Consider the following 25,552-nt stretch of genomic DNA (forward strand, 5'->3'; position numbering starts at 1 on the left):
CATTCACAGACGGGAGCTGACATGATGGAACTTAGAGTCAAAGATTTATTTCAGATCGATACCCTGAAGCAAGCATTCGTAGTTAGCGGTAATGAAGGGCTTCATAATCAAATAAGAGGTGTTACGATTATTGAAGCACCCGATATCGCCGAATGGATCAATGGTGGCGAACTGCTGCTCACGAGTCTATATCCGCTGCAATCCTACAACTATGAGGAGCAGCAAGCGTTTATCGAGCGTTTAGCTGAGAAGGATGTAAGCGCTTTAGTTGTAAAGACTGGGCGATTCGTTCATGACGTTCCCGAAGGAATTATTGAAGCATCCAAGAGACTTCGTCTACCTGTTATTCAAATACCCAAGCAAATTCCATACCGTGATGTGATGTATCCGATAATGAAGTCGCTTTTTAATAAACAAGTGATCAAACTCAAATACTTCAAGGAAGTTCACGAGAAATTCACGGCACTTACGCTTACAAATAAAGGATCAGATGAGATGATCGCTTCTCTAACCAAATTGATTGGCAATCCAGCGACATTGTACGATCGTAACTTCGGCTCAATTGCAACAACGGATTCAAGACTGGTTAGCTTTGAGCAATTAGAGAAAGAAGAAACGGATGGCGTTCGTATGGATACCGAATTCCCCTGTTATCGGCAGCGAGTCGTTTATCCCGAGAAAGGGGTAAATGTATACAATCATTATGTGATCCCTATTGAAACGATCAACCACATTAAGATACATCTCGTGATTCATGAGACTTGCAAGCCGGTTGAACCCCTAGACTTTATTGCAATTGAGAATGCGGCGACCGCACTGTCACTAGAGCTGATTAAGCATTATGCAGTTGCTGAAGTTGAAATGAAGTTTAAAGATGACTTAATTGATGATTTGTTACATGCTAAATTCGATAATTTGCAAAATGTATATCAACGCGCGAACGTAATCGGTCTGGATTTAAGCAAATCTTATGCCGTTGTGCTATTTAGGCTGAATAACCTAAAACCAACAAGTTCAGATTCCGAAATGTTCGGTTTGCACAATCCGAATCAGCGTATACTCTACGAAATTATTCAGCAGGAGCTTGCCTCGGGTATGATTCGAAGTCGAAGCGATCAATTAGTTGTACTCTGGGGCATGGATCCAGATGCAGATGATAAATCGGCTTGTACGCATGTCATTAAAAAGGCAGCGAAGCAAATCCAGCAAGTTTTCTTAAAACGCAGCCCTCACTTTGATGTTCAAGTCGGAATTGGTAATATCGCACATACTTTATCCGAACTTCCACAAAGCTATAAAGAAGCGCAAGATTCCCTTCAACTTGGCACGATCATTAAGGGGAAGAACGCTGTTGCGGCTTTTTCAGATTTAGGAATATACCGATTGCTATGCCAAATTCAGCATACCGATGAGCTGGTTGATTTTATACCACTCTCTTTAACCAAGCTACTTGCATACAAACAGCCAAACCGTGATGATCTGATCAAAACGCTGCGAACTTTCTTGCACCATCATCAGAATGCTGCTAAAACCGCAGAAGAATTATTTTGCCATTATAAGACAGTTACATATCGAATGGATCGCATTAAAGAAATTACAGGCATCGATCTAGATGATCCCGATGAGATGCTGTCTGTTCAAGTCGGACTTAAAATTCTGGTGCTGATTGGGGACAAGAAGGAGTCTTTGCAAGTTGATGCTAATATGCAGCCTGTTGTACAGGTATAGATTGTAATTAATACAAATGCACCTTCACCATATTGATTAATCCGTTCAACTGACTGCTTAGCCAAGTAATCCGCTTCCAAATTAGGTTTAGGCAAGTCGCTTATAATCTAATCCATAGCAAGATGTAATTCAGCTACTGATCTTCCGAATGCGAAACAATCTCATATCCATATAAAAGACCCTATCATCGAGAACTCACTTCTCAAATGCTAGGGTCTTCTTGTACATTCATCTCAATTTACAACCGTAAATTTAGTCGCTTTCCCTCCGATGTAATTCTACCTGGGCTTACTCAGCAACAATGATGAGTGCCTGTCCACTCTCTCTGAATGGTGTCTTCTCAAAATCAGAATAAGCTTCGACGTGATGGAAACCTGCATGCTCAAACATCACACGTAGATCAGCATACGTTAAGCGTAGCAAAGCAATTGTATTCGTGAATGTTAGCTCTTCCGCTGTAATCGTACTCGTGAATTGAATCTTTTCACCTGTCAGGTCATATTTGCGATCAAATACAAAGTTGTCTTTAACGAGTGGTAGGAAGTCAAACTTCTCAAGTCCCTCTAATCCCTGTACATTCACAATCTGAATAATGAACTTTCCATCAGGACGAAGTAATGTTCTTACATCATGGAACAACGCTTGCACTTCATCTCGTGTATTCAGATGAACGAGTGTATTGCCAATACAATAGATACCGTCGTATTCACCTTGTAATTGATTCACTTGCTGCATCGCAAGGTTCGAAGCCGTAAGTGTCGCAATACGACTTTCCTTCTCTTGAAGCGCTGAATACATGGATGGTTCAGGCTCTGTCGCTGTCACGGTATAATCCATTGAAGCAAGTGCTTCAGCTGTACATCCCGTTCCCGCCCCTACATCTAGTACCCGCGCACCTGACTGTAGATAAGATTGTATGAATTGAATCTGCTTTGGATTCGCAGGGAAGATTTGTTCGTAGTACGGTGTAAGATCGTGATAAAAACTCATATTTCGTTCCTCCAATCAATAAGGTTACGATGTCTACTATATAGAACTATCAATCATAATGGAAACCGCTTTTCTCATTAAAATAGGACTCTTCTACAAACTCAGTTACACGTTCTTTATCCATTTAAACAATAACTCCCCCTAAACAATATCCTGTATTTCCCTTCTCTTGCAATAAACCCTTTAATTCATCCCTTTTTCAATTAAAAAAATGAAAGCGCTCCATACTCTTATCCAGTCTGGATAAAAAGACGCGGCTCTTTTTATCAAGTTGCCTCGATGTTTATTAATTATAAAGCGCTTACAATAAAAGCATGGATCGTATATATAACTTGCAGAAAGGACAGATACGACTATGGACACTATACAAAAAGAAACAACTCGCCTTGTTGAATGGCTAAGCCAGATTGGCGACGACCCAAATGGAGGTATTACTCGTCTTCTGTACTCCGAAGAATGGACAACTGCCCAGCAAGCATTAGAACAGTACATGAAAGAAGAAGGCTTTACAACTTACTACGATGAGATTGGTAACTTGTATGGTCGAATTGAAGGAAGTACGTATCCTGAGGAAACGATCATGAGCGGTTCCCACATCGATACCGTACGTAATGGTGGTAAATACGATGGTCAATACGGCATTCTTGCTGCATTTATGGCGATAAGAGCACTTAAAGAACAACACGGACAGCCACTTCGTACATTAGAAGTTGTGTCTTTTGCAGAAGAAGAAGGCAGCCGTTTCCCTTATACATTCTGGGGTAGCAAGAACTTAACAGGTATTGCTCGCAAAGAAGATGTTGAGGGTATTGCAGATTTCAACGGAGTTCCTTTCCTAGAGGCAATGAACCAAGCAGGCTTCCGCTTCCGAGATGAAGCTGCTGCTGCTCGTACAGATATTAAAGCTTTCGTCGAGCTTCACATTGAGCAAGGCAGTGTACTTGAACACGAGAAACTATCTGTTGGTGTCGTTCACAGTATTGTGGGTCAGCGCCGCTTCACAGTCGAGATTACAGGTGAAGCGAACCATGCAGGCACAACCCCAATGGGTTACCGCAAAGACGCTGTTCACGCCGCTGGTCGCATGATTCAACAAATTCTAGACCTTGCGCAAGCTGAGGGTGACCCACTTGTAACGACCGTCGGCAAAATCGAAGTCAAGCCAAATGTTGTGAACGTCGTGCCTGGTAGTTCCCTATTCACACTCGATATTCGTCATACGGACAAAGCGGAACTCATCCGTTTCACAGAAGTTGTAACGGATGTTATGCATCAGACTGCTGAAGCATTCGGTGTTGGGCTTAACATCAACATGTGGATGGATGAAGATCCCGTTCCTATGGACAAGCAGATTCTCGAAGTACTAGAGAGACAATGCAAAGACAATAACATTCCTTACAAAATGATGCATAGCGGAGCAGGTCATGATTCACAAATCCTAGCGAAATTCGCACCTACAGCCATGTTGTTCGTGCCAAGTCGCAAGGGAATTAGCCACAATCCGGAAGAATATACAAGCCCTGAACATCTAGCAGATGGCGTTCGAGCTTTGACGCATGCACTACACGAACTAGCCTACTAAGTAAATATGTTTAGAAACATATAAGGCAACTAGATCTGCATCACTTGCTAGTCAACTAACAACTTCCGTTAAGGAGAGTGCAAATATGCAACAGGAGCAAAACGAACAAGGAAAGATGGCTTATTGGAAAAAGATTATTGTCATGTTCTGTTTAGGATGGACTGTGATCTGGATTTACCGTACCATCTTAAATCCCGTTCTTCCTGAAATTCAAGCTGATTTAGGAGTAACATCTGATACAAGTATGGGTATGATCTTCAGTGTATTCTTCTTCGCTTACACCGCCATGCAGATTCCGTCAGGGTTACTCGCCGATAAATTTGGTCGTAAGACCATTATTATTCCCGGATTCATCCTATTTACAATAGGTGCCCTCCTGGTAGGTTTCTCGACTTCACTCATGTTCATCTTGATCGCTAGTTTCATTACAGGACTTGGACAAGGTACATACTACGGTCCTGCTTACTCCATCACATCAGAGACCATTCCACAAGAAAAACGTGGTATCTCTACTGCAATTATTAACAGTGGTTCTGCACTGGGTATGGCAATCGGTCTAATCGGTTCCAGCTTCCTTGTTAAAGACATGGGTATTGATTGGAGAGTTCTACTCTTCATTACAGCAGCTCTATCTTTCAGCATGATGATCGTATTCGCAAGAAACATTAAACAGCAGAAAGCACTGATCGCAAATGCTGCTGGTAAAGATGATGATAATCCACAAGAGAAAGCATCATTCAAGACACTTCTTACGAATCCAAGAATGATCGCCTGTTACGTGCTTTACTTTGCAACTTGTTATGGATATTACATGATCGTGACTTGGTTGCCTTCTTACTTGCAAACAGAGCGCGGTTTTACAGGATCAGCAATCGGCTTCGCAGCTGCACTCGTTGCATTCAGTGCTGTACCGGGTTCCCTATTCTTCAGCCGTCTATCCGATAAGTTCAACAAGAAGAAAATCACTTTCATTATTACACTCGAATTGTTAGCAGCAGGTATGTTGTTCTTAACCGTATCTGTTCAAACGACGACACTTCTAATTGTTTGTCTAGTTCTTTACGGGTTCCTAGGTAAACTTGCAGTTGAGCCGATTCTAATCTCTTATGTAGCAGATATTGCTCCTAAGAAAGGTATTGGTACTACGTTTGGCGTGTTCAACTTCTTCGGTATGATGTCATCGGTTTTAGCACCACTCGTAACAGGTCTTATCTCTGATGCGACAGGTTCGAAAGTATTAGGTTTCTACCTTGCAACTATCATCATCATTATTGGTGCAACATTCATGTTAATTACGAATCTTAGAAACAAACCACAAGGTCCAAACACAGTTAGCTCCTAATCTATAGCTGACATGATATCGAATTCATTTTGTAAAGGAGAGAATGTAACAATGGGATACCCTAGAGATTTATTATCCAGCCGTTCCATTATTAAAAGAGGCAATTTCGCTTTAATTCCACCAGAAGGACAAGTTAAGAACGTTGTTCCTGGTTTTGAAAATTGTGATCTGACGATCCTCGCTTCCCCACGTTTAGGTGCGAAATTCGTTGATTATGTAATCACGATGCACGAAGGAGGCAAGAATTTACAAGGCTACGGCGAACCAGGCGTAGAAACATTCGTGTACTGTATGGAAGGGCAAGTAAAAGCATCTGCAAATGATGAAGCCTTCCACTTAACACAAGGTGGCTACTTGTACTGTCCTTCGGGTGTAACGATGTACTTAGAGAACGCGCAAACTGCCGATACCAAGCTATTCTTATACAAACAAAAATACACACCACTTCCAGATAACAGCCGTACGCCTTGGGTCGTATCCGGTAATGTCAATGAGATTGCTGCAATTGATTATGACGACATGGCCAATGTAAAGCTGCAAGACTTGCTTCCAACGGACCTTGCTTTCGATATGAACTTCCATATCTTAGCGTTCGAACCCGGCGGCTGTCATCCATTTGTTGAGACGCATTATCAAGAGCATGGTGCGATTATGCTATCCGGTGAAGGTGTATACAACCTAGACAATGAGTGGATTCCGATTAAAAAAGGCGACTATCTGTACATGGGGCCCTATGTTCCACAAGCTACATATGCCGTAGGCAGAGAACCATTCGCTTACTTGTACTCCAAAGATTGCAACCGTGATGCTTCTCTTTAATTCATACATCTAACCGCCCCCCTGTTGTTAGACCTTACCCTCAAACAACAGGGATTAGCGGAATACATTGCAAAGTAGGTACTGATCATGAAAGTAACCAAACAGAAACTGCACAAGCTCATTAGCACAAAGCTTACACGTGCAGGCTTAACGACTAGCCATGCAGATGTCGTGGCAGATGTACTCGTTCATGCGGATGTTCGCGGTGTTCACTCTCATGGTGCTATGCGTGTTGAATATTATGCAGAGCGTATTGAAAAAGGCGGTACAAATGTAAATCCTAACTTCACCTATGAGCAGACCGGTCCTTGTTCGGCAGTACTCGATGGAGACAATGGCGCAGGTCACGTTGCAGCTAAGCAAGCCATGGAACATGCCGTGAATATTGCCAAAGAAAATGGAATTGCGATTGTAGGTGTTCGTCGGATTGGTCATAGTGGTGCTCTATCCTACTATGTGCAACAAGCTGCACGTGAAGGATTAATTGGGCTTTCCATCTGTCAGTCTGACCCGATGGTTGTACCTTTTGGCGGTGCAGAGCCTTATTACGGCACGAACCCAATTGCATTTGCCGCTCCAGGAGAAGGCAGCTCCCTCATTACGTTTGACATGGCAACTACCGTACAAGCTTGGGGCAAAATTCTTCATGCACGTTCCAAGCACGAAGCCATTCCGGACACTTGGGCGGTTGACAAGAACGGTGCTAACACAAGCGATCCATTCCAAGTACATGCACTCCTGCCAATCGCTGGACCTAAAGGATATGGCCTCATGATGATGGTCGATATTCTCTCCGGTATCTTACTAGGACTACCATTCGGAAGCCGTGTTAGCTCGATGTATAACGATTTAACGGAAGGTCGCAATCTAGGACAATTGCATATCGTCATTGATCCTTCCTTCTTCACGGACTTAGAAACATTCCGTCGTAACATTACACAAACAATGCGCGACTTAAATAACATCAAGCCTGCACCTGGATTCGATCAAGTGCTCTACCCAGGTCAGAACTATGACATCATTGAACAAGAAAATGAGGCTAACGGTATTGAGATTGTCGATGAAGTGTACGATTATCTCGTATCCGATGTGATTCATCATAACAAGTACAACCACAAGGATCCTTTTGCAACTTAAATAATATCCTCTTTATAAACCGAATCAGAAGACAACTATAGACTATACGAGGTGGATGAGAATGTTACATACGATCATTAAGAAGAATTCCTATCAAGATTCCGTAAACCTGATGCTTCTAACGAACCATATTTCCGCACAAGAAGGTGTAAATCAATCTTCCATCATGATGGGTACGCCTGCAAATAAAGAAATTATGGGCAATTCCGGATTATATACAGTTGAACTCGAACAAGCTGGTGCTAACGATATTTGTATCGTCATTGATCTAGAAGATAACACGAGCATCGATGACATTCTTGTGGCCGTAGACAACTTCCTTAATGATCAATCCATTAATAACAGCCAAGCTACCATCCAGAATGTTCGCTCTTGGGAACGTGCGATCAAAGAAAATCCAAGTGCCAATATGGCGATGATCTCTGTACCTGGTCAATATGCAGCAGCAGAAGCAAATAAAGCACTCGATCTTGGTCTTCATACCTTTATTTTCAGTGATAATATGCCTGTTGAAGATGAATTACGTTTAAAAGAAAAAGCACATAACAAAGGTTTAATCGTGATGGGTCCCGATTGCGGTACAGCTATTCTATCTGGTGTCCCTCTTGCATTTGCTAACCGTGTGAAATCCGGAAACATCGGTATTGTAGGTGCTTCGGGTACTGGTATTCAAGAAGTTTCAACTCTAATTGACCGTATGGGCTGCGGAATCAGCCATGCCATCGGTACAGGTGGACGTGATCTCTCTGAAGGTGTTGGAGCGATTACAATGCTAGATAGTATTCAAGGGCTTGCAAGTAGCGAGCAGACGGAAGTCATCGTTATTGTATCGAAGCCACCAGCAAAACCTGTACGAGATAAAGTTGTACGTTTACTACAAGGTGTTAACAAACCAGTTGTTACTCTATTCCTTGGCGAGAAGCCAACCGAGCATGTTGGTAATGTGTATCAAGCTTACACCATTGAAGAAACAGCTAGAATTGCTGTTGATCTTGCTAAAGGAAATAGCATTCTCCCAGCTTATAGAAATGAGCTTGAAGTACCTACTACGATCTTATTGCCAGAACAAACTTCCATTCAAGGTCTATATGCAGGCGGTACACTCGCAACGGAAGCTGCAATGCTGATTGCAGACGCACTTCAATTAAAGGATGGAATTATTCACGAAGAAGGTTACGTGCTTCGCTCCGGCGGTCACTGCGTCGTGGACTTAGGTGACGATATGTACACACAAGGTAAACCACACCCAATGATTGACCCAGCTACACGTATTCAACATATAGAGAAAGCAGCTCAAGACCCTACTACTGCAGTTATCTTGTTCGATGTCGTTCTAGGGTACGGTGGGCATGATCACATGGCAAGCGTACTTGCTCCGGCGATTGCAAAAGCAATTGCAGCAGCTAAAGCAGAAGGTCGCAACCTTTACTTCGTTGCATCGATCTGTGGCACACACCAAGATCCACAATCTTTTGCTGAACAAAAACGTATGTTTGAAGAAGTCGGTGTCTTGATTACAGAAAGCAATAACCAAGCCGTACTCACAGTTCTTAGCATGATGAATCTATCTATCGAAGATGCACCTAAGGCACATGTACCAGCTAATGTTGAAGCTACTGAAGAGTTGAATACATCGGAAGCGATGAGAGATTTACTAAGCAAAAAGCCTTCCATCATTAACGTTGGCTTATCCAAATTTACAGATGCGATTACGGCAAGCGGTGCAACGGCTGTACAGTACGACTGGAGACCCGTTGCTGGCGGCAATGTCAGAATGCAGCAAGTATTAGATCACTTGAATCGTACAGATGACTATACGATTGATGAATCTAACCAAGCCGTCATTGATAAAATTGCAGGTGGCGCACCATTCCTAGTTGACGTTGTTCCAGCGCATACGGTAATTCCTGAACTAAACAGCAGAACGTTATTACACGCAGGTCCACCAATTGCTTACGAGGACATGACTGGTCCAATGCAAGGCTCATGCGTCGGCGCTATTCTATTCGAAGGTTGGGCGAAAGATGAGGCGGATGCTCGCCGGATGCTTGAACAAGGTGAGATCAACTTCATTCCTTGTCACCATGCCAATGCAGTAGGTCCAATGGGTGGAATCACTTCCGGTAACATGCCTGTATTCGTCGTTGAGAACCGCTCTGAAGGTAATACAGCATACTGCATCATGAATGAAGGAATTGGTAAAGTACTTCGCTTCGGTGCTTTCTCCGAAGAAGTAATTGCTCGTCTGACTTGGATGAAGGATGTTCTTGGACCTACACTATCCAAAGCACTTCGTTCTACAGAAGATGGCCTGAACCTGAACGTTATGATTGCAAAAGCCATCACAATGGGCGATGAGTTCCATCAACGTAATATTGCAGCATCCCTTATTTTCCTAAAAGAAATTAGCCCTTACATCGTAAGTCTCGATATGGACAAAGAGCTTATGCAAGGCGTTATTAAATTCTTAGCGAATACAGACCAGTTCTTCTTGAACATTATGATGGCATCTACAAAAGCAGTAATGGATGGTTCTCGCACCATTGAATCTGGAACAGTCGTTACAGCGATGTGCCGTAATGGTAAAGATTTCGGAATTCGCATCAGCGGTATGGGGGATCAGTGGTTTACAGCACCCGTTAATATCCCGCAAGGCTTGTTCTTCACGGGCTACTCCCAAGCTGAAGCAAACCCAGATATCGGTGACAGCGCGATTACAGAAACATTCGGTGTTGGTGGTATGGCGATGATCGCTGCTCCTGGCGTAACGAGATTCGTAGGCGCAGGTGGCTTCTCAGATGCACTTGCAACAAGTAACGAGATGGTTGAAATTTGTCTAGATCAGAACCCGAACTTCACCGTTCCAACATGGAACTTCCGTGGTGTCTGCTTAGGTATCGATGCTCGTAAAGTTGTGGAAACAGGCATTACTCCTGTCATTAATACTGGAATTGCCCATAAGGAACCAGGAGTAGGACAGATCGGTGCCGGCACGGTACGTCCACCTGTTGAATGTTTCGAGAAAGCACTTGAAGCTTATGCAACTAAGCTGGGATTACAGTAATACACCGATCTACACATCGATCTTCATGGGAGAGAACGTACACGCACAGCTGGCTACGCTTCTCTCCCAGAAGCCGGTGGGTTATATTCATAGCATTTTTGAAAATGGAATCAATATCGCGTTTGGTAAGAAGCTCATTTTTGTTGGAACAACGAAGAATGGCATGCTGCCTTATGGCATTCATATGAGGCAAGAACAAGTTCGCAGGCTTCGCTTCTATGTCAAACAGAATCAAACTGTGATCGCTCAGTCTGCTGACTTGATTCACTTTGATCACCCTGATTATCCAATGACGATCGATCTATCTATGGCATCGAGATTTCAATACACAATTGATTCAAGCCAATACTTGAATTATCACGATCTTATTAATGATGATGCGATGGATCACTTGCACTTCATTAAGAAAGAACGAACCGGTCTTGGAGCGACTTGGGAAGAATTTTTCCGTGATACAGATGAAATAAGGTTAGAACTTTCTATAGAAACGACAATTCGAAATAAGAATGAACTGATGCAAATATTGCTCTCTGAGGCAAACATAGATAAACAGAAATTAGATCGACTTCTTCGCTATTTCTTGGGACGCGGACAAGGGCTCACACCGTCAGGTGACGATTATATCGTTGGATTGTTAGCTGTGCATACGTTGACACAAGCCTTTCATCCTGCCTTTGTAAGTACTTTGCGTCAACTGATTGAAACGGAAGAGCTTACAACAGACGTAAGCAAATCCTATTTACTGCATGCCCTGGAAGGACGTTTCAGCGACAAAATAACGCATGTCATTCATGCGCTGACTTTGAAAGATACACTACTTTTTCAAGCTAAATTGATCAGACTATTACAAACCGGACACAGCTCCGGCATCGATACGGCATTAGGAATTATCCATGCCCTCATCACCATAAGGAGGAATCATCATGTCAAAACGCGTTGTAATTGCCTTGGGGGGGAACGCCATCCTACAACCTCACCAAGAAGCAACATATGAGAATCAACTAGAAAACGTACGTAAAAGCAGCGAGATCATTGCTGATATTGTTGAACAAGGTTATGAGGTTGTCGTTACACACGGTAACGGCCCGCAAGTCGGACTCATCTTGCGTCAAAATGAAGAAGCGATGGATGTCGTTCCTCCATTCCCTCTTGATGTATGTAACGCGAAATCACAAGGGATGATCGGCTACATGCTGGATCAATGCTTGAAGAATGAGATTCATAAGCGTGGACTGAAACAAGATGTGGTGAGTATATTAACACAGACACAAGTGTCTGCTGATGATGAGGCATTCAATCACCCAACAAAACCAATTGGAACGTTCTATAGCGAGGAAGAAGCGAAGCAGATGATGGAAGAGAAAGACTGGAATATGATTGAAGATGCGGGTCGAGGCTGGAGACGTGTCGTACCTTCTCCACAACCACAATCGATTATGGAATCCGAATCCATTATGAAACTAGTCGCTAGTGGCTCTCTCGTTATCGCATCAGGTGGTGGCGGAATTCCAGTTGTTGCAGCTGAAGATGGCACGATATCTGGTGTAGAGGCTGTCGTGGATAAAGATCGCAGTGGACTTAAACTTGCACAAGAAGCTAATGCAGACATCTTCATGATGGTTACTGATGTGAACACTGTGTTTATCAACTATGGTACACCAGACCAGAAAGCACTGCGTCACATTACAGTTGATGAAGCGAATCAGTACATGCATGATGGACACTTCTCTTCTGGTAGTATGGGACCAAAGATGGAAGCTGCTCTTTCATTTGCTAAGCTTGGTAAGCACTCCATCATTTGTTCTTTAAAAGAAGCTGCAATCGCGCTTCAAGGAGATAGTGGTACACATATTTCATAATGAAAGAGGGCGAAAGCCCTCTTTTTTCAATACCACTAATCTTATAAATTTACTTGTTGTCCGATCCCAACTTGCATCGCACGATCATACAACAACTTCGCAACAACGACATCCATGACAGCTAAGCCTACAGATTTAAACACGGTAATCTCATCCTCATTATCGCGCCCTTGTTGAAGTCCGTTTACGATTTCTCCGAGTTCAGCGTGAATATGTTCCGCTGAGAAGACACCTTGCGCAATAGGAATAAGTAGATCCCCTGTTTCATCTAGAGCAGATTCGATAGATTCAACAACTACTTTACTTGCCTGCGCGATCAGAGCACTTGGTAACTCTTGCATCTGAGGGCGGAAGGAACCAATTGCATTCACATGCAAGCCTGGCGAAATCGCTCCAGCGGAGAAGACCGGTTCACTTGAATTCGTTGCCGTCAGTACAATATCTGAGCCTTGCACGGCTTGATCTGCTTCTTCTACAACGATGATTCTTAAGTGTTCACTTCCCGCTTCCTCTCGCAATTCTGCTGCAAGCGCATGCGCTTTATCTAAACTCCGATTATAGAGTCTAACTTCTTCAATCTTTCGCACACAACGTACAGCTTCGATCATTCCCTTGGACTGAGCCCCTGTTCCAATCACACCAAGAACCTTCGCATTCTCACGTGCAAGCAGCTTGGTCGCAAGACCCGATGCTGCTCCAGTACGAATGACTGTTAAATAAGAAGCCTCCAATATTGCCAACGGTTCACCTGTTGTCATATCGGATAAGATCATCAAGCCATAAATCGTCTTTTTGCCAATGCGCTTATTATCTGGGAACACCGATACGAACTTAACTCCTAGGCTGTCTGCACCTGCAACAAGGGATGGCATGAAGAGTGCGGTTCCATGATGCTCATCCACAGGAATCGACATTCGAATCGGAGCAATCGCACGTCCACTTGAATACTCAGCTAGGGCAATACTTACGGCTTCAATCACTTCGTCCATTTGGACCAGCTTCGCTTGATCTTGAGCAGTTAATACTAGCATGTGGTTCACCTCATTAATTATTGGAACGTTAGCTTAGCAGGAAGCCTTTAGCCAGTGGATCTGTTGGGTCGACAACGAATTGATGCATGCCTGTAATGAATGCATTGCCTTCAACTCGTGGCACAATTGCTGCATACCCCGCTACTTCCGTCTTCTCCATCACTTGACTAATGAATTGACTATCTACAATACCCTCATGAACGAACAATTCTCCATTCGTATACTCTCCGCGTGCATGAAGTGCTGCAATTCTCGCGCAAGTCCCTGTACCACAAGGCGAACGGTCAATCTGTTCTTCTGCAAAAACCGTGACATTACGTAAATGTGAAGATGCTAGCTTAGGCTCATCGGATATGATCACCCCGTAAATCCCTTGTAGTTCTGCTTCTAATGGATGCTGGACAACCATTTTACTCTCGATATCATGTTTAATAGCACTACCCAGCTTCTGCATCTGTGCCAAATGTTCGATGTCTACTTTTACATCCAAATCCTTGGCATGCACAATGGCATAGAAAGCCCCGCCGAACGCGATATCCACAAGAATTTCGCGATCTTCAAGCTTCACTACAACATCGGATGCGAAGACGAACGAAGGAACATTTTCAAAAGAGACGGATTTCACTTCGTTACCCTCAATCTTCGCCTCAGCAATGATCTTGCCAGCTGGGCTGTCAATAATGATCGTCGGATTGTTTCCCTCTACTTGTAAAAAGCCAGTCTCGATTACCGCGGTCACAACGGCAATAATGCCATGTCCGCACATTGAACTGTACCCTTCGTTATGCATGAACAGTACGCCAAAGTCAGCATCGTCACTAACAGGTGGCGTAATCACACACCCATACATCCCATGATGACCGCGCGGTTCGTACATCAATACTTGGCGAATATAGTCCAGATTCTCACGGAAATAAGCACGTTTCTCTAGTATCGTATTCCCTCTAAGCGGCGGTATACCACCTGTAATAATACGTAATGGCTCCCCACCCGTATGGGCATCAATCGTCGTAAACAACTGTTTCACTTGCATGATGTAACCTCCCTGAATATCATCTCTCATTATTTTCCATATATATTCTCATTCACCTTCATAAGCCGGCAACGATATTCAAGCAATTTATATGCCACACACAGATACATTCATCATTAAGACAACTGTCTAAACGTTTTTACAACTTAGACCAGAACTGTATAACTAATTAACAGATCGCACTACACAGTCGCGTTACTTAGCCAAAGCCGCGCATGTAAGAAGATGGCATTTATTTTGCATAGAAGAAATTAACAAATGATTTACATACTCATGAGGAGGTTGACACATGCAAGCACGCATTGAAGCATTACGCGAACAATTACGAACTGAGCAGTTAGATGGACTACTCGTTACAGGCGCTTCTAATCGGAGGTACTTGACAGGTTTTACAGGTACTGCTGGTGTTGCTCTGGTCACACTCGAGAAAGCTATCCTGATTACTGACTTCAGATACACGGATCAAGCGAGAAATCAAGCATCAGCATTTGAGGTCATTCAATTCGATGTATCTTTTGTGGAACAGATCGCGATCGAATGCGAGAAGCTTGGGGTTAAGAAGCTTGCTTTTGAACAGGATCACATGACATTCACGAACTTCACTGCATACAAGGACAAAGTCCAAGCTGAACTCATTCCTGTATCCGGTTACATTGAGAATATTCGCATGGTGAAGTCAGCTGAGGAGATTCAAATTATTCGTAAGGCTGTTGAGATTGCTGATGCTACGTTCTCCCACATCTTAAATTTCATTAAACCAGGTCTAACTGAAAAAGATGTAGCCAATGAGATGGAAATGTTCATGCGTGCGTCAGGGGCAGATTGCTCATCATTCGATACAATTGTGGCTTCCGGTCACCGTGGAGCATTGCCACATGGTGTAGCTACAACGAAGGTCATTGAGCAAGGCGATATGGTGACGCTGGACTTCGGCGCTTTATACCGTGGATACCGTTCAGATATGACGCGTACGGTCGCAGTGGGTCATCCACTCGCGCAGCTTAAAGAAGTATATGAGATTGTACTTGAAGCAGAATTACAGACGATTGCCATGTTAAAGCCCGGTGTTGCATGTAAAGATGTTGACTTATTCGCTCACGGTTATGTCGAGCAGAATGGATATGGATTTGGTCACGGAACGGGGCATTCACTTGGGGTGGATCTTCACGAACAACCTTTCTTCTCCACGAAATCCGAGAACGAACTTGTGGAGGGCATGATCATGACTGTCGAGCCGGGCATCTATATCCCATGCGTCGGCGGCGTACGCATTGAGGACGACGTCCTCATCACCGCAACAGGCTGCGAGGTACTCACCCGCTCGCCGAAGGAACTTATTTTGTTGTAACTGACCATTGTATTTATCTTTGCAATTATTAAATAACTAATGATGCTCACAAAGTCGAGCGTAGAAAAGAAGAACCAACTGGAGGAGCGTAGCGTTCGCCTTTGAAATCGTGAAGATACCATTAAATAAATTCAAAATTTCACGATTGAGACAGCGACCGGAAGTGGTTCTTTTTTTCGAAGCACCCTGACTTTGGGAGCATCAATCACTCCCGCCGAAAGGAGGCGATGCTCCCATTTTCCTATCGCAGCTTGGGGCTACATACAGATGTTGTTAACCATAAAGCAAGTCAAATCAATGGAAAGTTAAGGTGAACCGACAATGAAAAAAAGAGGGTCATTAAGCATTTCTCTCCTCCTTGCATTCAGCTTAGTGTTTACAGCGTGCAGTGGAGGAGCAAAGACAGCAACAAGCTCGAACGAACCGAGTCCAACTCCAGGCGCAGCAACTACGGCACCTAAAGAACCGTCTACTGAACCACAAATTCTTAACCTTTCTGCTGGGCAAGATATTGTTACATTGAACACACTCGGTAACGTCGATAATCCAGCAACCGTTGTACAGAACAACTTACTTGAGGGTTTATATCGTCTTGATCCGAAAAACTTACCTACTCCTGGTATTGCAAAGTCCCATGATGTGAGTGCAGATGGTAAGACTTATACGTTCCACCTTCGCGATGCGAAATATAGCAATGGTGATTCGATCGTTGCAGGTGATTTTGAATATGCATGGAAAAAAGCGCTTGATCCAGCTGCTACATCACCAAACTACATATTCTTACTCGATGTAAAGAATGCAGTAGATATTAAAGACAAGAAGAAAGCTCCTTCTGAGCTTGGTATTAAAGCGATCGACGACAAGACACTCCAAGTTGAACTAGCTAACGCAACACCGTACTTCCTCAGCTTAATCACACACCCACTCTTCTACCCAATGAACAAAAAATTCGTTGAAGCTCAAGGTACAGCGTACGCACAAGAAGCCAATACGATGATCTACAGCGGTCCATTCGTCTTGGATTCTTGGAAACACGATGATGGCTACGTATTCAAGAAAAATCCAAACTACTGGGATGCTGCGAACGTCAAGCTTGAACAAATTAATTTCAAAATCGTAAAAGACAACCAAACTGCAATTAACCTGTACGAAGCGGGTCAGATCGATATTTCCGGTCTAACATCCGAATTCACAGAGCAATACAAAACGAGCAAAGAGTACCAAACTTATTCTGATCCAACAATTACATTCCTAAAAGTTAACCAAAAGAATAAATACTTAAACAACGTTAATATCCGTAAAGCACTAAGGTCTAGCGTAAATAAAGAAGAGCTTACAGGCATCATCTTAAACAACGGTTCCACACCTGCTAACTACCTGGTTGCTAAAGACTTCTCGTTCGGTCCAGACGGTAAAGATTTCCGTGATAAATACGGCGATTTCCAAAAAGAAGGCGTTGCCGAAGCAAAGAAATATTGGGAGCAAGGTCTTAAAGAACTTGGTGAGTCTGCAATTAAGCTTGAGTTCTTGAACTATGAAGGAGAAGTTTCCAAGACGATTGGACAATACTTGAAGAATCAGTGGGAGAAGAACCTTCCGGGCTTAACGATTACAATCAACGTTCAACCACAAAAACAAAAATTAGCACTTGAGAAGAAGCTTCAATATGACATTAACAACTCCGGTTGGGGTCCAGACTATCAAGATCCAACGACTTACTTAGACATTTTCCTTTCCGACAATTCCTACAATGCATCGGATTACAAAAGTGCGAAGTACGATGACTTGATGAAAAAAGCAAAAGAAAATTCTACAAACTTGCCTGAACGTTGGAAACTGCTGCAAGATGCTGAGAAAGTGTTAATCGAAGAAGATGCTGCAGTACTTCCACTTTACCAAAGTGGTGTAGCGAAGCTGACGAAATCTTATGTGAAGAATGTAATCAATCACCCATTCGGCGTATACACAAGCTACAAATGGGCTTCTATTGAAGGTAAGAAAGCGAAGTAATCACGCGAACAAGGGAGAGGATGAGTCCTCTCCCTTTATCTATTGCTGTTAACCATCAATTTACTGACGTAACAATCGAATCATTTCCTCCATCTTTCCTACGTGCAGAGTTTCATGAAGGATTGTAAATCCAGCACACTCTCCATATCGAAAAAATCCGAAGAAGGGTTTAGTTAGTATCTCCTCAAACTTTTCAGGTGGTATAGCAAGAAGCCTTGTTTGTTGATCGTATAGAAGTGTAATGAGATCATTTAAGCTAGGAGGTTGTTCAGTCCAATTAGCCGGACTCGTTCCGGATTCAAACCATTTAGTGAAGTTTGATGGAAGCAATGTAGTATCACCCGGATATTGAAACAACATCCTTTCCGTTACAGTTAGAATATGCCCAACTTGCCATTGTATCGTATTGTTGAATACATCTAGCTGAATTACCGAAAGCTCATTCGGACATGACTCAGCCACTTCAATGCACCAATCCCGCGCCATCTTCATTTGAAACAGTAGTAAATGATCCATAGAACCCTCCTGTAAGTCACTAGACTTCTTTATATATCTCTAACCTCTTATTTGCAATCCCAATATAATTCGAGTTTTGTGGTGACTTATCCTTTTCCAATTTAAGTTACCCAATGATACAATTGTGTGATCTCCTAAAAAAAATCTATCATTATTTCGAGCAGGAACTCGATCATAATGTGACTCACACTTGGCTTCTAAGGAACATTTTCAAGGTGAAACTGTGAGAAGCGTCCTTACTTTGGAAAACGACCCTGCATTTATTGATTGGAGCGGTGGAGCTTATGGAGATCCCCGTTATGATGTATCACTCGCGATTAGACCTAAGTCAAAAGGAGAAGTATACCCAAATGAAGCTTATTACGATAAACGAAGCGATTAAACATGTACATCATTGCTTAGATATACCTGCAACACATGAAATCATCTACAGTGGTATTTATCGCAATGCAGAACCGAATATGAAGCCTTATTTCCGTATTGAGCTCGAATGGAACAAGATTGGCGAGCCAAGGCTGGATGAGGATGAACTAGTAAATCCACATACGATTCGAGCTGAATTAGACGCTGTTACTGGTAAAATAACCGCTTATTATCGTCATGATCGCCGTAATGATCTCAATGAGACAAATGAAGAAATGAGCGATGAAGTTTACGAAGAAATCTACCCTAACATTATTGGATGGATACACAAGCTGGACTTAACGATTAACACTGCTGAATTATATGTAACCAAGAAATTAATCACAAATCATGATCTCTATGAAGTTCAATACGTACGTGCACACAATGGTATCCGTGTTAGCGACTACCAAATGTTCAATATTACACTCGATCATAACTTCAATCTCATCCACTTATCTTATAGGTGGGATTCCAGCTCATTCACCAAGAATGAAAATCCGATCCCCCTTGAGAATTTCGTGAAACAGTTCAATCCCAACCAGTTGTCGCTCTTCTATCACAAGTTAATATCTCCAAAATATCCTTACTATGCATGGCGAGAAAATATATATGACGCTGTAACTGGGGAACTGATTCGAGAAGACAAGGATGAGCTTATTGAAGTAATCGACATGGATGCGAGTTTAACATTAGAACATCAACCCATCGTAAATTTGAAGAAGCCTATTTTTACAACTGATAGCTATAATGCCTTGAAACTACCCGACCATACGACTAATGCGGACCCATATGCCCCACACCCATTCTACCCTCTATTAACGGATGATGAGGTAGAGCGTGCGAAAGACATTGCAGTCTCCTGCCTACGGCAATCATCTGCTGACAAGACGCAGTATCAATACGCATTCATCAACAAGCTAGGACACCCGCCAATTCAAAGTATGCTAGGCAATCAGATTCAGGTGACCATCCACCGTATGCTTCATGGGGTTGGTATTGGTGGAGCTGGTATCCGGTTCATTATTGATCGTGAATCTTGGGCGTTAAATAATACGATTGATGCTTTGAAAATGTTTAATACCGATCTTTCCAATGACGATAACGATCTATTCCTGAAGCCGACCGTTTCAATTGAAGAAGCTTGGAGTAAATTGCAAGACAAAGTAGAAATACGATTACGTTATAAACTTGAAACTGATTCTGAGACACAGACATCAAATCTTCGCTTGGTATATATTCTCGACAGTGATTGGGTTTGTAATGCAATTACGGTTGAGCTTACTCAGTTGACATAAGAATAGGAAGTGACATACATGTATCGTATTCTCATAAGAAACGAATGGCTTGCAGACCAATTGATTCATGCTCATAGTGATTGCATGTTTGCAGCAGTAGTTGCAGGGCATAACCCTGGTGAAGTGTGGGTCGACAACTTGGAGAATCCGTCCTCTGCACTTGTATGGTCAAATGGTTTAGAATGCTTCAACTTCATGGGTCGAGCAAATAATCCTTCTTTCCCTGCATCGATTAAAATTCTGATTGAGAACGAAATTATCCCTTTTCTTAAGGATAAAGATATCAATTATTTCGAGTTTTCCGCAGAGGAGTCTTGGTATCCGACCATTTATCAAAGCATTGCTAATAGAGAGCTACATGAAAGCTACCAATACGTATATAAATCCGTTGCGAACAGAAGTGAAAATTACTCTATTCATATAGAACCCTTTAGAGCCCTAGCGGTTAACGAAGCTCTATTCACTGAAATACACATGGGAGCCTATAAAAACGCTGATTTTCTGATCAAATATGTGGAGCAATATTGGGGGACTATCAATAACTTTTTACAAAATGGATATGGATACATTGCATTAACAGTGGATAATCAAATCGCAAGTATGGCCATCTCATCAGCGAAGTTTCATTCTACCCACACCATTGGGGTTGAAACACTTCAGCCTTATAAGAAACAAGGTCTGTCTAGCTCCCTTGTACAATTATTGCTAAATACATTCAATGAAAACCAGATTACAGCATGGTGGGACTGCATGGAAAGTAATATCGCCTCACAGAAAACAGCGGAAAAAGCAGGGCTTATTCAGACTTTACGCTACAAAGTAAATTGGTTTTATTTTGAATGAAACAAACAGTAACTAAATCTTGAACAACAAAGAGCCACCCCATAAGGTGGCTCTCCAATCTTCATAACGATTATCTATAGTAAGATAACACCCAGCATACGCCGTTTCGATCAGCCACGATTGCAAGCAGTCCGTTAAACGGAGCTTCGTACAATTCGGTGTGAATCTTACCAGTCGATGCGAATTCATCATAGATGTTACGGAACTTCTCCTCTGTGTCGATTTTCAAGAAGATTCTCACGTAATCGCCTTTCACTTCTGGCTTTGCTGCTTGAGAATCGGCGAAATTCAAGATCCCACCATCAACATGCAAATCTGCGTTAAGCACTTCATCCCCTTGCTTACGCAAAATTGTAATCTCTCCGCCAAACACGCGTTGATAATACTTGATTTCATCTTTGCAATTGTCTACCGAGATAAATGGAAGTACGATCATGTTTAACATCCTCCTAGGATTAAGCAATTTTATTGTTATTCGCTGAGATTATGAAGAACCTTCTTCAACATACCGATAAATACATCATATTCTTCATCAGTAATACCCTTCTTCGTTCGGCTCTTCACCCGCCCCAAAGATTCTTGTACCTTCGGAACAACTTCACGACCTGCTTCTGTCAAATAGAGCTGATGGTAGCGATTATCTGCAGGATCGACTTCTCTTCGCACGTACCCTTCTAATTCTAGCTTTGCTATCGCCTTAGCGGTTGTCGTCTTATCAATGAGCAACTTCTCACTTAGCGCTTTCTGTGTGATTGGCTGGCCAGTTGCTATCACCATTAGAAAAATATACTGTCCACTTCCGATTCGGTATGGCGCTAGCTCCGCGGAGATTAAGATTTGCATATGACGGTAAATGGCTGAGATATAGTGGCCATGTGATTCAGTTGTATTTTTGTCATGTTGATTAGATTGTTGTGTAATTTTAATCTCCTCCTATATACGTTGTTATTGCAACTAAGTTAATCATAATCGATATATGATGTTATTGCAACTATTATTTTGTTATATTTTCCCTTTACCTTCATCCACATCATATGTATCCTTGTCTTGAAGCTATCTGACCTGTTTTACCTATTACATAACAAGGAGTAACTGCCATGAGTGATTATTATTGGGACACGAGAATTGAATATCTACGTAACTCAAGAGACTTATACTACAACGATGATTACATTAATTTTTTAGTCAAAATGGTCTGGAAGATCGAATCACCTGTGCACATTATCGATTTCGGCTGTGGGTATGGATATTTGGGACTCAAGCTCCTACCGCTCTTACCCGAAGGTTCTACATACACGGGTGTTGATCTTGGGGATCAATTACTGGATGAAGCAAGACAGCTTTATGCAAAGCTTCCATATGAAACAGAATTTATACAAGGGGACATTCAGGAGATTGTTCTGGAGAGAAAATACGATATCGCGATATGCCATGCCTTTCTGCTTCATGTACCGAATCCAATGACAATTCTCCAGAAAATGATGGACACCGTTGTTGAAACGGGAAAAATGATCACCTTCGAGCCTCATTGGATTTCGAATATGGCAAACTTCCACCTTCATGGACCAACTCAATCCAAGACGGTTCAACTTGGACTTCTCCAGAAGCTTTATGAACAGAGTGCTGCTCAAAGTGGGAAAGACGGCAATATCGGAATGAAGATTCCTGTTTATTTCAGTCAATTGGGTTTGCAAAATATTGAGTGCCGGGTCTCCGACAAAGTAAATTTCCTTCACCCAAATATGGAAGATAGCCATAAACAGAAGCTTTATCAATCTTTGCTCGATAGTGGTTATGCAGATGCTCCAACTCAGGATCGTGAATCGTTTATTCACAATCTGATTGATCGTGGAGCAACTGAGCAAGAGGCTATCACTCAATATGAGAATGAACTACTTCTATCACAAGAGTTTCATCAAGAATCAACTATCACCTATGCAGCGAATATGAAGATTACCTTTGGGACTGTAGTTAGGAGACTCTAATAAATTCAATTATCCGATTAAAAAAATAAAGATAGACGGCTATTCTAAGCCGCCCACCATCACACTTGATACCACATACATCCCAACAAACAATAATCCCCCTGCCCATAAAAAAGGGTACGTCACTGCATAGCGTAGCGTGGGGCGAGATTGCATAGTTTGTGGGGCAACTTGATCCACATATTGCCCCACTTTATCTTGATGCTTACTAAACAGCATAAAAATTCGGATTACCCGATCTTGTACTCCGCTTTGTAAGACCCACATGCTCCCACCGATCATGAGCAGCACTAACGAGACAAGTGAAACTGTATTAATATAGGATAGCCAGAATGTTGCTTGACGCATGAACGCCACGATCAGTGATAGCAAACACACGGACACGATCATTACCATCGTATGTTGAAGGTTTTTCCGCATGGAATTCCTCCTCGTTATGCATGATATTTTTTCGCTGAATTCGTTAAATCATAATCATCATCAGAACAAGCTAGCCAGTGCCCTGGTTTTACTTCACGGAATGTTTGGCGCGCTTCGTCTCGTACGTACGTCTCATGATCGAATATAATCCGTTTCCGCTTTCTCTCTTGCACGGGATCTGGCTGAGGGATCGCTGATAGCAGCGACTGTGTATACGGATGCATCGGATTCTCATACAACTCTGCACTACTTGCAAGTTCAACAATTCTCCCCCGATACATAACCCCAATTCGATCACTAATGTGCTTCACCATAGATAGATCATGAGCAATGAATAAATACGTCAGCCCTTTCTCCCGCTGAAGCTCCTTGAGCAAATTAACAACTTGCGCTTGAACGGATACGTCGAGTGCAGAAATTGGCTCATCGGCAATAATGAACTCTGGATTAACAGCAAGTGCACGCGCAATCCCGATCCGCTGACGCTGACCTCCGCTAAATTCATGTGGATAACGACTTGCGTGTTCACGGTTCAGACCAACGGTTTCTAATAGTTCATACACTTTCGCCATCCGCTGCCCCCGACTAGACAACAAGCAATGAATATCGATTCCTTCTGCGATAATGTCCGCAACTGTCATCCGAGGATTAAGTGAAGAGTATGGATCTTGGAAAATCATCTGCATCATCCGATTCATCTGCTGACGCTGACTTCTCTTCTCCCACTGCTTCATATCGACTCCGCCATACTTAATCGACCCTTGAGTCGCCTCATAAAGTCCGATCATCGTGCGCCCAGTCGTCGACTTCCCACAGCCTGATTCCCCAACAAGGCCGAACGTCTCACCTTTATAAATATCGAACGTTAGCCCATTTACTGCTTTATGAATAAGTCCTTTGCCCATTTTAAAATGTTTATGAAGCTCGTTTACTTCCACTAATTTCTCACGCGCAGATAGATCTTGTTTCACCTGAGCGCTACTTGCTGTAAACAACACCTTACGGTTAAGTTCTACATTCGGACGGGTTACCGAAGGTGCGAAATCATGAAGCAGCCAAGTCGCTGCAAAGTGCGTCTCTGAAATCTGGAACATCGGCGGCTCTTCCATATAATCAATCTTAAGTGCGAATTTATTTCTCGAGGCAAACGCATCTCCAACAGGTACACGAAGCAAGTTAGGAGGCGTACCAGGAATTGAATACAACGTCTCCCCTTGTGTATGTAAGCTAGGCATTGAACCGAGCAGCCCCCATGTATACGGGTGTCTAGGATCGTAGAAAATATCGTCTGTTGTACCCATCTCAATCGTCTTACCCGCATACATCACAATGACCCGATCTGCCATGCTGGCAACAATACCTAGATCATGGGTAATAAAAATAATCGACATGCCCATCTTCTTCTGCAAATCTTTGAGCAAATCAAGGATTTGTGCTTGGATCGTAACATCCAGCGCAGTCGTCGGTTCATCGGCAATCAGAATCTTAGGCTTACAAGCTAGTGCGATCGCAATTGCAACACGCTGCCTCATGCCACCTGAGAATTGATGAGGGTAGTGCTTGATTCGAATATTCGGCTCGGGTATACCTACGAGATGAAGCAATTCGATCGCTTGCTTCTTCGCTTCGGATTTAGACAGTTTCTGATGCTTCGTCATACACTCCATAATCTGATTACCTACGGTCATTGTTGGGTTCAAAGATGTCATTGGATCTTGGGAAATAATCGAAATTTCCGATCCGCGAATGGATTGCATCTGTTTCTCCGACATCGCTAATAAATTCTGATCCTCTAGCCACACTTCGCCGCCTTTAACGGAGCCGACTGACTTTTGAATAAGACGCATAATGCTTTTGACGGTTACCGATTTGCCTGAGCCTGATTCGCCAACTATTGCGAGTGTCTCGCCTTTATATAAATCGAACGAAACACCACGAACGGCTTTCACTTCGCCTGCATAGGTGTTGAATGAGACTTGTAAGTCTTTCACGACAAGGCTTTTCTCCACTTGAGTTCCTCCTTTTACTTTTTTTAAAAATGTTGCTTTTTCACCATTCACTGCGTAAAAACAATGCACTTCCGGTCGCTGTCTCAATCGAGAAATTTTTGAATTGGTTTTATGGGTATTTCTCGATTTCAAAGGC

General features: G+C 42.7%; 21 protein-coding genes and 1 pseudogene. 14 read left to right on the plus strand and 8 right to left on the minus strand.

What is annotated here, in order from left to right:
• The first annotated feature begins 24 nt into the window (after positions 1-24).
• A complete protein-coding gene (locus NV379_RS19110; protein WP_258208941.1) occupies positions 25-1,728 on the plus strand; it encodes a PucR family transcriptional regulator in 1,704 nt (567 codons plus the stop codon).
• A 288-nt stretch (positions 1,729-2,016) separates the two neighbouring features.
• Here the strand turns inward: NV379_RS19110 and NV379_RS19115 are convergent, their stop codons facing one another.
• Positions 2,017-2,718: a class I SAM-dependent methyltransferase gene (locus NV379_RS19115; protein WP_258208942.1), complete on the minus strand. Its 702-nt coding sequence runs from the start codon at positions 2,716-2,718 to the stop codon at positions 2,017-2,019.
• A gap of 355 nt (positions 2,719-3,073) precedes the next feature.
• Between NV379_RS19115 and allC the strand changes: the two genes are divergently transcribed.
• The 8 genes and pseudogenes from allC (at position 3,074) to arcC (ending at position 12,521) form a co-directional block, all read left to right on the plus strand.
• Entirely contained in the window at positions 3,074-4,300 is a 1,227-nt protein-coding gene (gene allC, locus NV379_RS19120; RefSeq protein ID WP_258208943.1) for an allantoate deiminase, read from the plus strand.
• A 4-nt stretch (positions 4,301-4,304) separates the two neighbouring features.
• The gene (locus NV379_RS19125; protein ID WP_258209122.1) at positions 4,305-5,642 is read left to right on the plus strand and encodes an MFS transporter; all 1,338 of its coding nucleotides are present in this window, start codon (positions 4,305-4,307) and stop codon (positions 5,640-5,642) included.
• 51 nt (positions 5,643-5,693) lie between these two features.
• The gene (allE, locus tag NV379_RS19130; RefSeq protein ID WP_258208944.1) at positions 5,694-6,461 is read left to right on the plus strand and encodes a (S)-ureidoglycine aminohydrolase; all 768 of its coding nucleotides are present in this window, start codon (positions 5,694-5,696) and stop codon (positions 6,459-6,461) included.
• An 87-nt stretch (positions 6,462-6,548) separates the two neighbouring features.
• Positions 6,549-7,598 carry an ureidoglycolate dehydrogenase gene (gene allD / locus NV379_RS19135; RefSeq protein ID WP_258208945.1) on the plus strand — a complete coding sequence of 350 codons (1,050 nt, stop codon included), beginning with the start codon at positions 6,549-6,551 and terminating at the stop codon, positions 7,596-7,598.
• Positions 7,599-7,659: 61 nt separating this feature from the next.
• A pseudogene (fdrA, locus tag NV379_RS19140) lies at positions 7,660-9,396 on the plus strand (acyl-CoA synthetase FdrA); the annotation flags it as partial.
• Entirely contained in the window at positions 9,373-10,662 is a 1,290-nt protein-coding gene (locus tag NV379_RS19145; protein WP_258209123.1) for a YlbE family protein, read from the plus strand. The pseudogene fdrA and the gene NV379_RS19145, both read left to right, overlap by 24 nt.
• Positions 10,607-11,656 carry an oxamate carbamoyltransferase subunit AllH family protein gene (locus NV379_RS19150; protein ID WP_258208946.1) on the plus strand — a complete coding sequence of 350 codons (1,050 nt, stop codon included), beginning with the start codon at positions 10,607-10,609 and terminating at the stop codon, positions 11,654-11,656. Before NV379_RS19145 ends, NV379_RS19150 begins: the two co-directional genes overlap by 56 nt.
• Complete coding sequence (gene arcC / locus NV379_RS19155) at positions 11,586-12,521, plus strand: carbamate kinase (RefSeq protein ID WP_258208947.1); 936 nt, start codon at positions 11,586-11,588, stop codon at positions 12,519-12,521. The genes NV379_RS19150 and arcC overlap by 71 nt, the downstream gene beginning before the upstream one ends.
• 41 nt (positions 12,522-12,562) lie before the next feature.
• On the opposite strand, the gene NV379_RS19160 is transcribed toward arcC, so the two are convergent.
• Together NV379_RS19160 and NV379_RS19165 are read right to left on the minus strand one after the other, a co-directional pair.
• Positions 12,563-13,552: an ornithine cyclodeaminase family protein gene (locus tag NV379_RS19160; RefSeq protein ID WP_258208948.1), complete on the minus strand. Its 990-nt coding sequence runs from the start codon at positions 13,550-13,552 to the stop codon at positions 12,563-12,565.
• Positions 13,553-13,580: 28 nt separating this feature from the next.
• Positions 13,581-14,585 (minus strand): proline racemase family protein, encoded by a 1,005-nt coding sequence (locus tag NV379_RS19165; protein WP_258208949.1) that lies wholly within the window; start codon positions 14,583-14,585, stop codon positions 13,581-13,583.
• Between the two features lie 289 nt (positions 14,586-14,874).
• On the opposite strand from NV379_RS19165, the gene NV379_RS19170 reads away from it, so the two are divergent.
• Positions 14,875-15,933 carry a M24 family metallopeptidase gene (locus tag NV379_RS19170; RefSeq protein WP_258208950.1) on the plus strand — a complete coding sequence of 353 codons (1,059 nt, stop codon included), beginning with the start codon at positions 14,875-14,877 and terminating at the stop codon, positions 15,931-15,933.
• 321 nt (positions 15,934-16,254) lie between these two features.
• Entirely contained in the window at positions 16,255-17,943 is a 1,689-nt protein-coding gene (locus NV379_RS19175) for a peptide ABC transporter substrate-binding protein (RefSeq protein ID WP_258208951.1), read from the plus strand.
• Positions 17,944-18,003: 60 nt separating this feature from the next.
• On the opposite strand, the gene NV379_RS19180 is transcribed toward NV379_RS19175, so the two are convergent.
• Entirely contained in the window at positions 18,004-18,459 is a 456-nt protein-coding gene (locus NV379_RS19180; protein ID WP_258208952.1) for a DinB family protein, read from the minus strand.
• Between the two features lie 350 nt (positions 18,460-18,809).
• Between NV379_RS19180 and NV379_RS19185 the strand changes: the two genes are divergently transcribed.
• On the plus strand, positions 18,810-20,159 hold the full coding sequence (locus tag NV379_RS19185) for a hypothetical protein (protein WP_258208953.1): 1,350 nt from the start codon (positions 18,810-18,812) through the stop codon (positions 20,157-20,159).
• 18 nt (positions 20,160-20,177) lie between these two features.
• Complete coding sequence (locus NV379_RS19190) at positions 20,178-21,002, plus strand: GNAT family N-acetyltransferase (RefSeq protein ID WP_258208954.1); 825 nt, start codon at positions 20,178-20,180, stop codon at positions 21,000-21,002.
• A gap of 70 nt (positions 21,003-21,072) precedes the next feature.
• Here NV379_RS19190 and NV379_RS19195 read toward each other — a convergent pair whose 3' ends face one another.
• Together NV379_RS19195 and NV379_RS19200 are read right to left on the minus strand one after the other, a co-directional pair.
• Positions 21,073-21,438 (minus strand): VOC family protein, encoded by a 366-nt coding sequence (locus NV379_RS19195; protein ID WP_258208955.1) that lies wholly within the window; start codon positions 21,436-21,438, stop codon positions 21,073-21,075.
• 35 nt (positions 21,439-21,473) lie between these two features.
• Complete coding sequence (locus tag NV379_RS19200) at positions 21,474-21,845, minus strand: MarR family winged helix-turn-helix transcriptional regulator (RefSeq protein WP_258208956.1); 372 nt, start codon at positions 21,843-21,845, stop codon at positions 21,474-21,476.
• A 254-nt stretch (positions 21,846-22,099) separates the two neighbouring features.
• Between NV379_RS19200 and NV379_RS19205 the strand changes: the two genes are divergently transcribed.
• Complete coding sequence (locus NV379_RS19205; RefSeq protein ID WP_258208957.1) at positions 22,100-22,987, plus strand: methyltransferase domain-containing protein; 888 nt, start codon at positions 22,100-22,102, stop codon at positions 22,985-22,987.
• A gap of 39 nt (positions 22,988-23,026) precedes the next feature.
• Here the strand turns inward: NV379_RS19205 and NV379_RS19210 are convergent, their stop codons facing one another.
• Both NV379_RS19210 and NV379_RS26105 read right to left on the minus strand, forming a co-directional pair.
• Positions 23,027-23,407, minus strand: coding sequence for a DUF3899 domain-containing protein (locus tag NV379_RS19210; protein ID WP_258208958.1), 381 nt, complete (start codon positions 23,405-23,407; stop codon positions 23,027-23,029).
• Between the two features lie 14 nt (positions 23,408-23,421).
• Complete coding sequence (locus NV379_RS26105) at positions 23,422-25,416, minus strand: ABC transporter ATP-binding protein (protein WP_308860309.1); 1,995 nt, start codon at positions 25,414-25,416, stop codon at positions 23,422-23,424.
• Positions 25,417-25,552 lie beyond the last annotated feature (136 nt).

It is taken from the genome of Paenibacillus radicibacter, from assembly GCF_024721995.1.
Lineage (GTDB): Bacteria > Bacillota > Bacilli > Paenibacillales > NBRC-103111 > Paenibacillus_AM > Paenibacillus_AM radicibacter.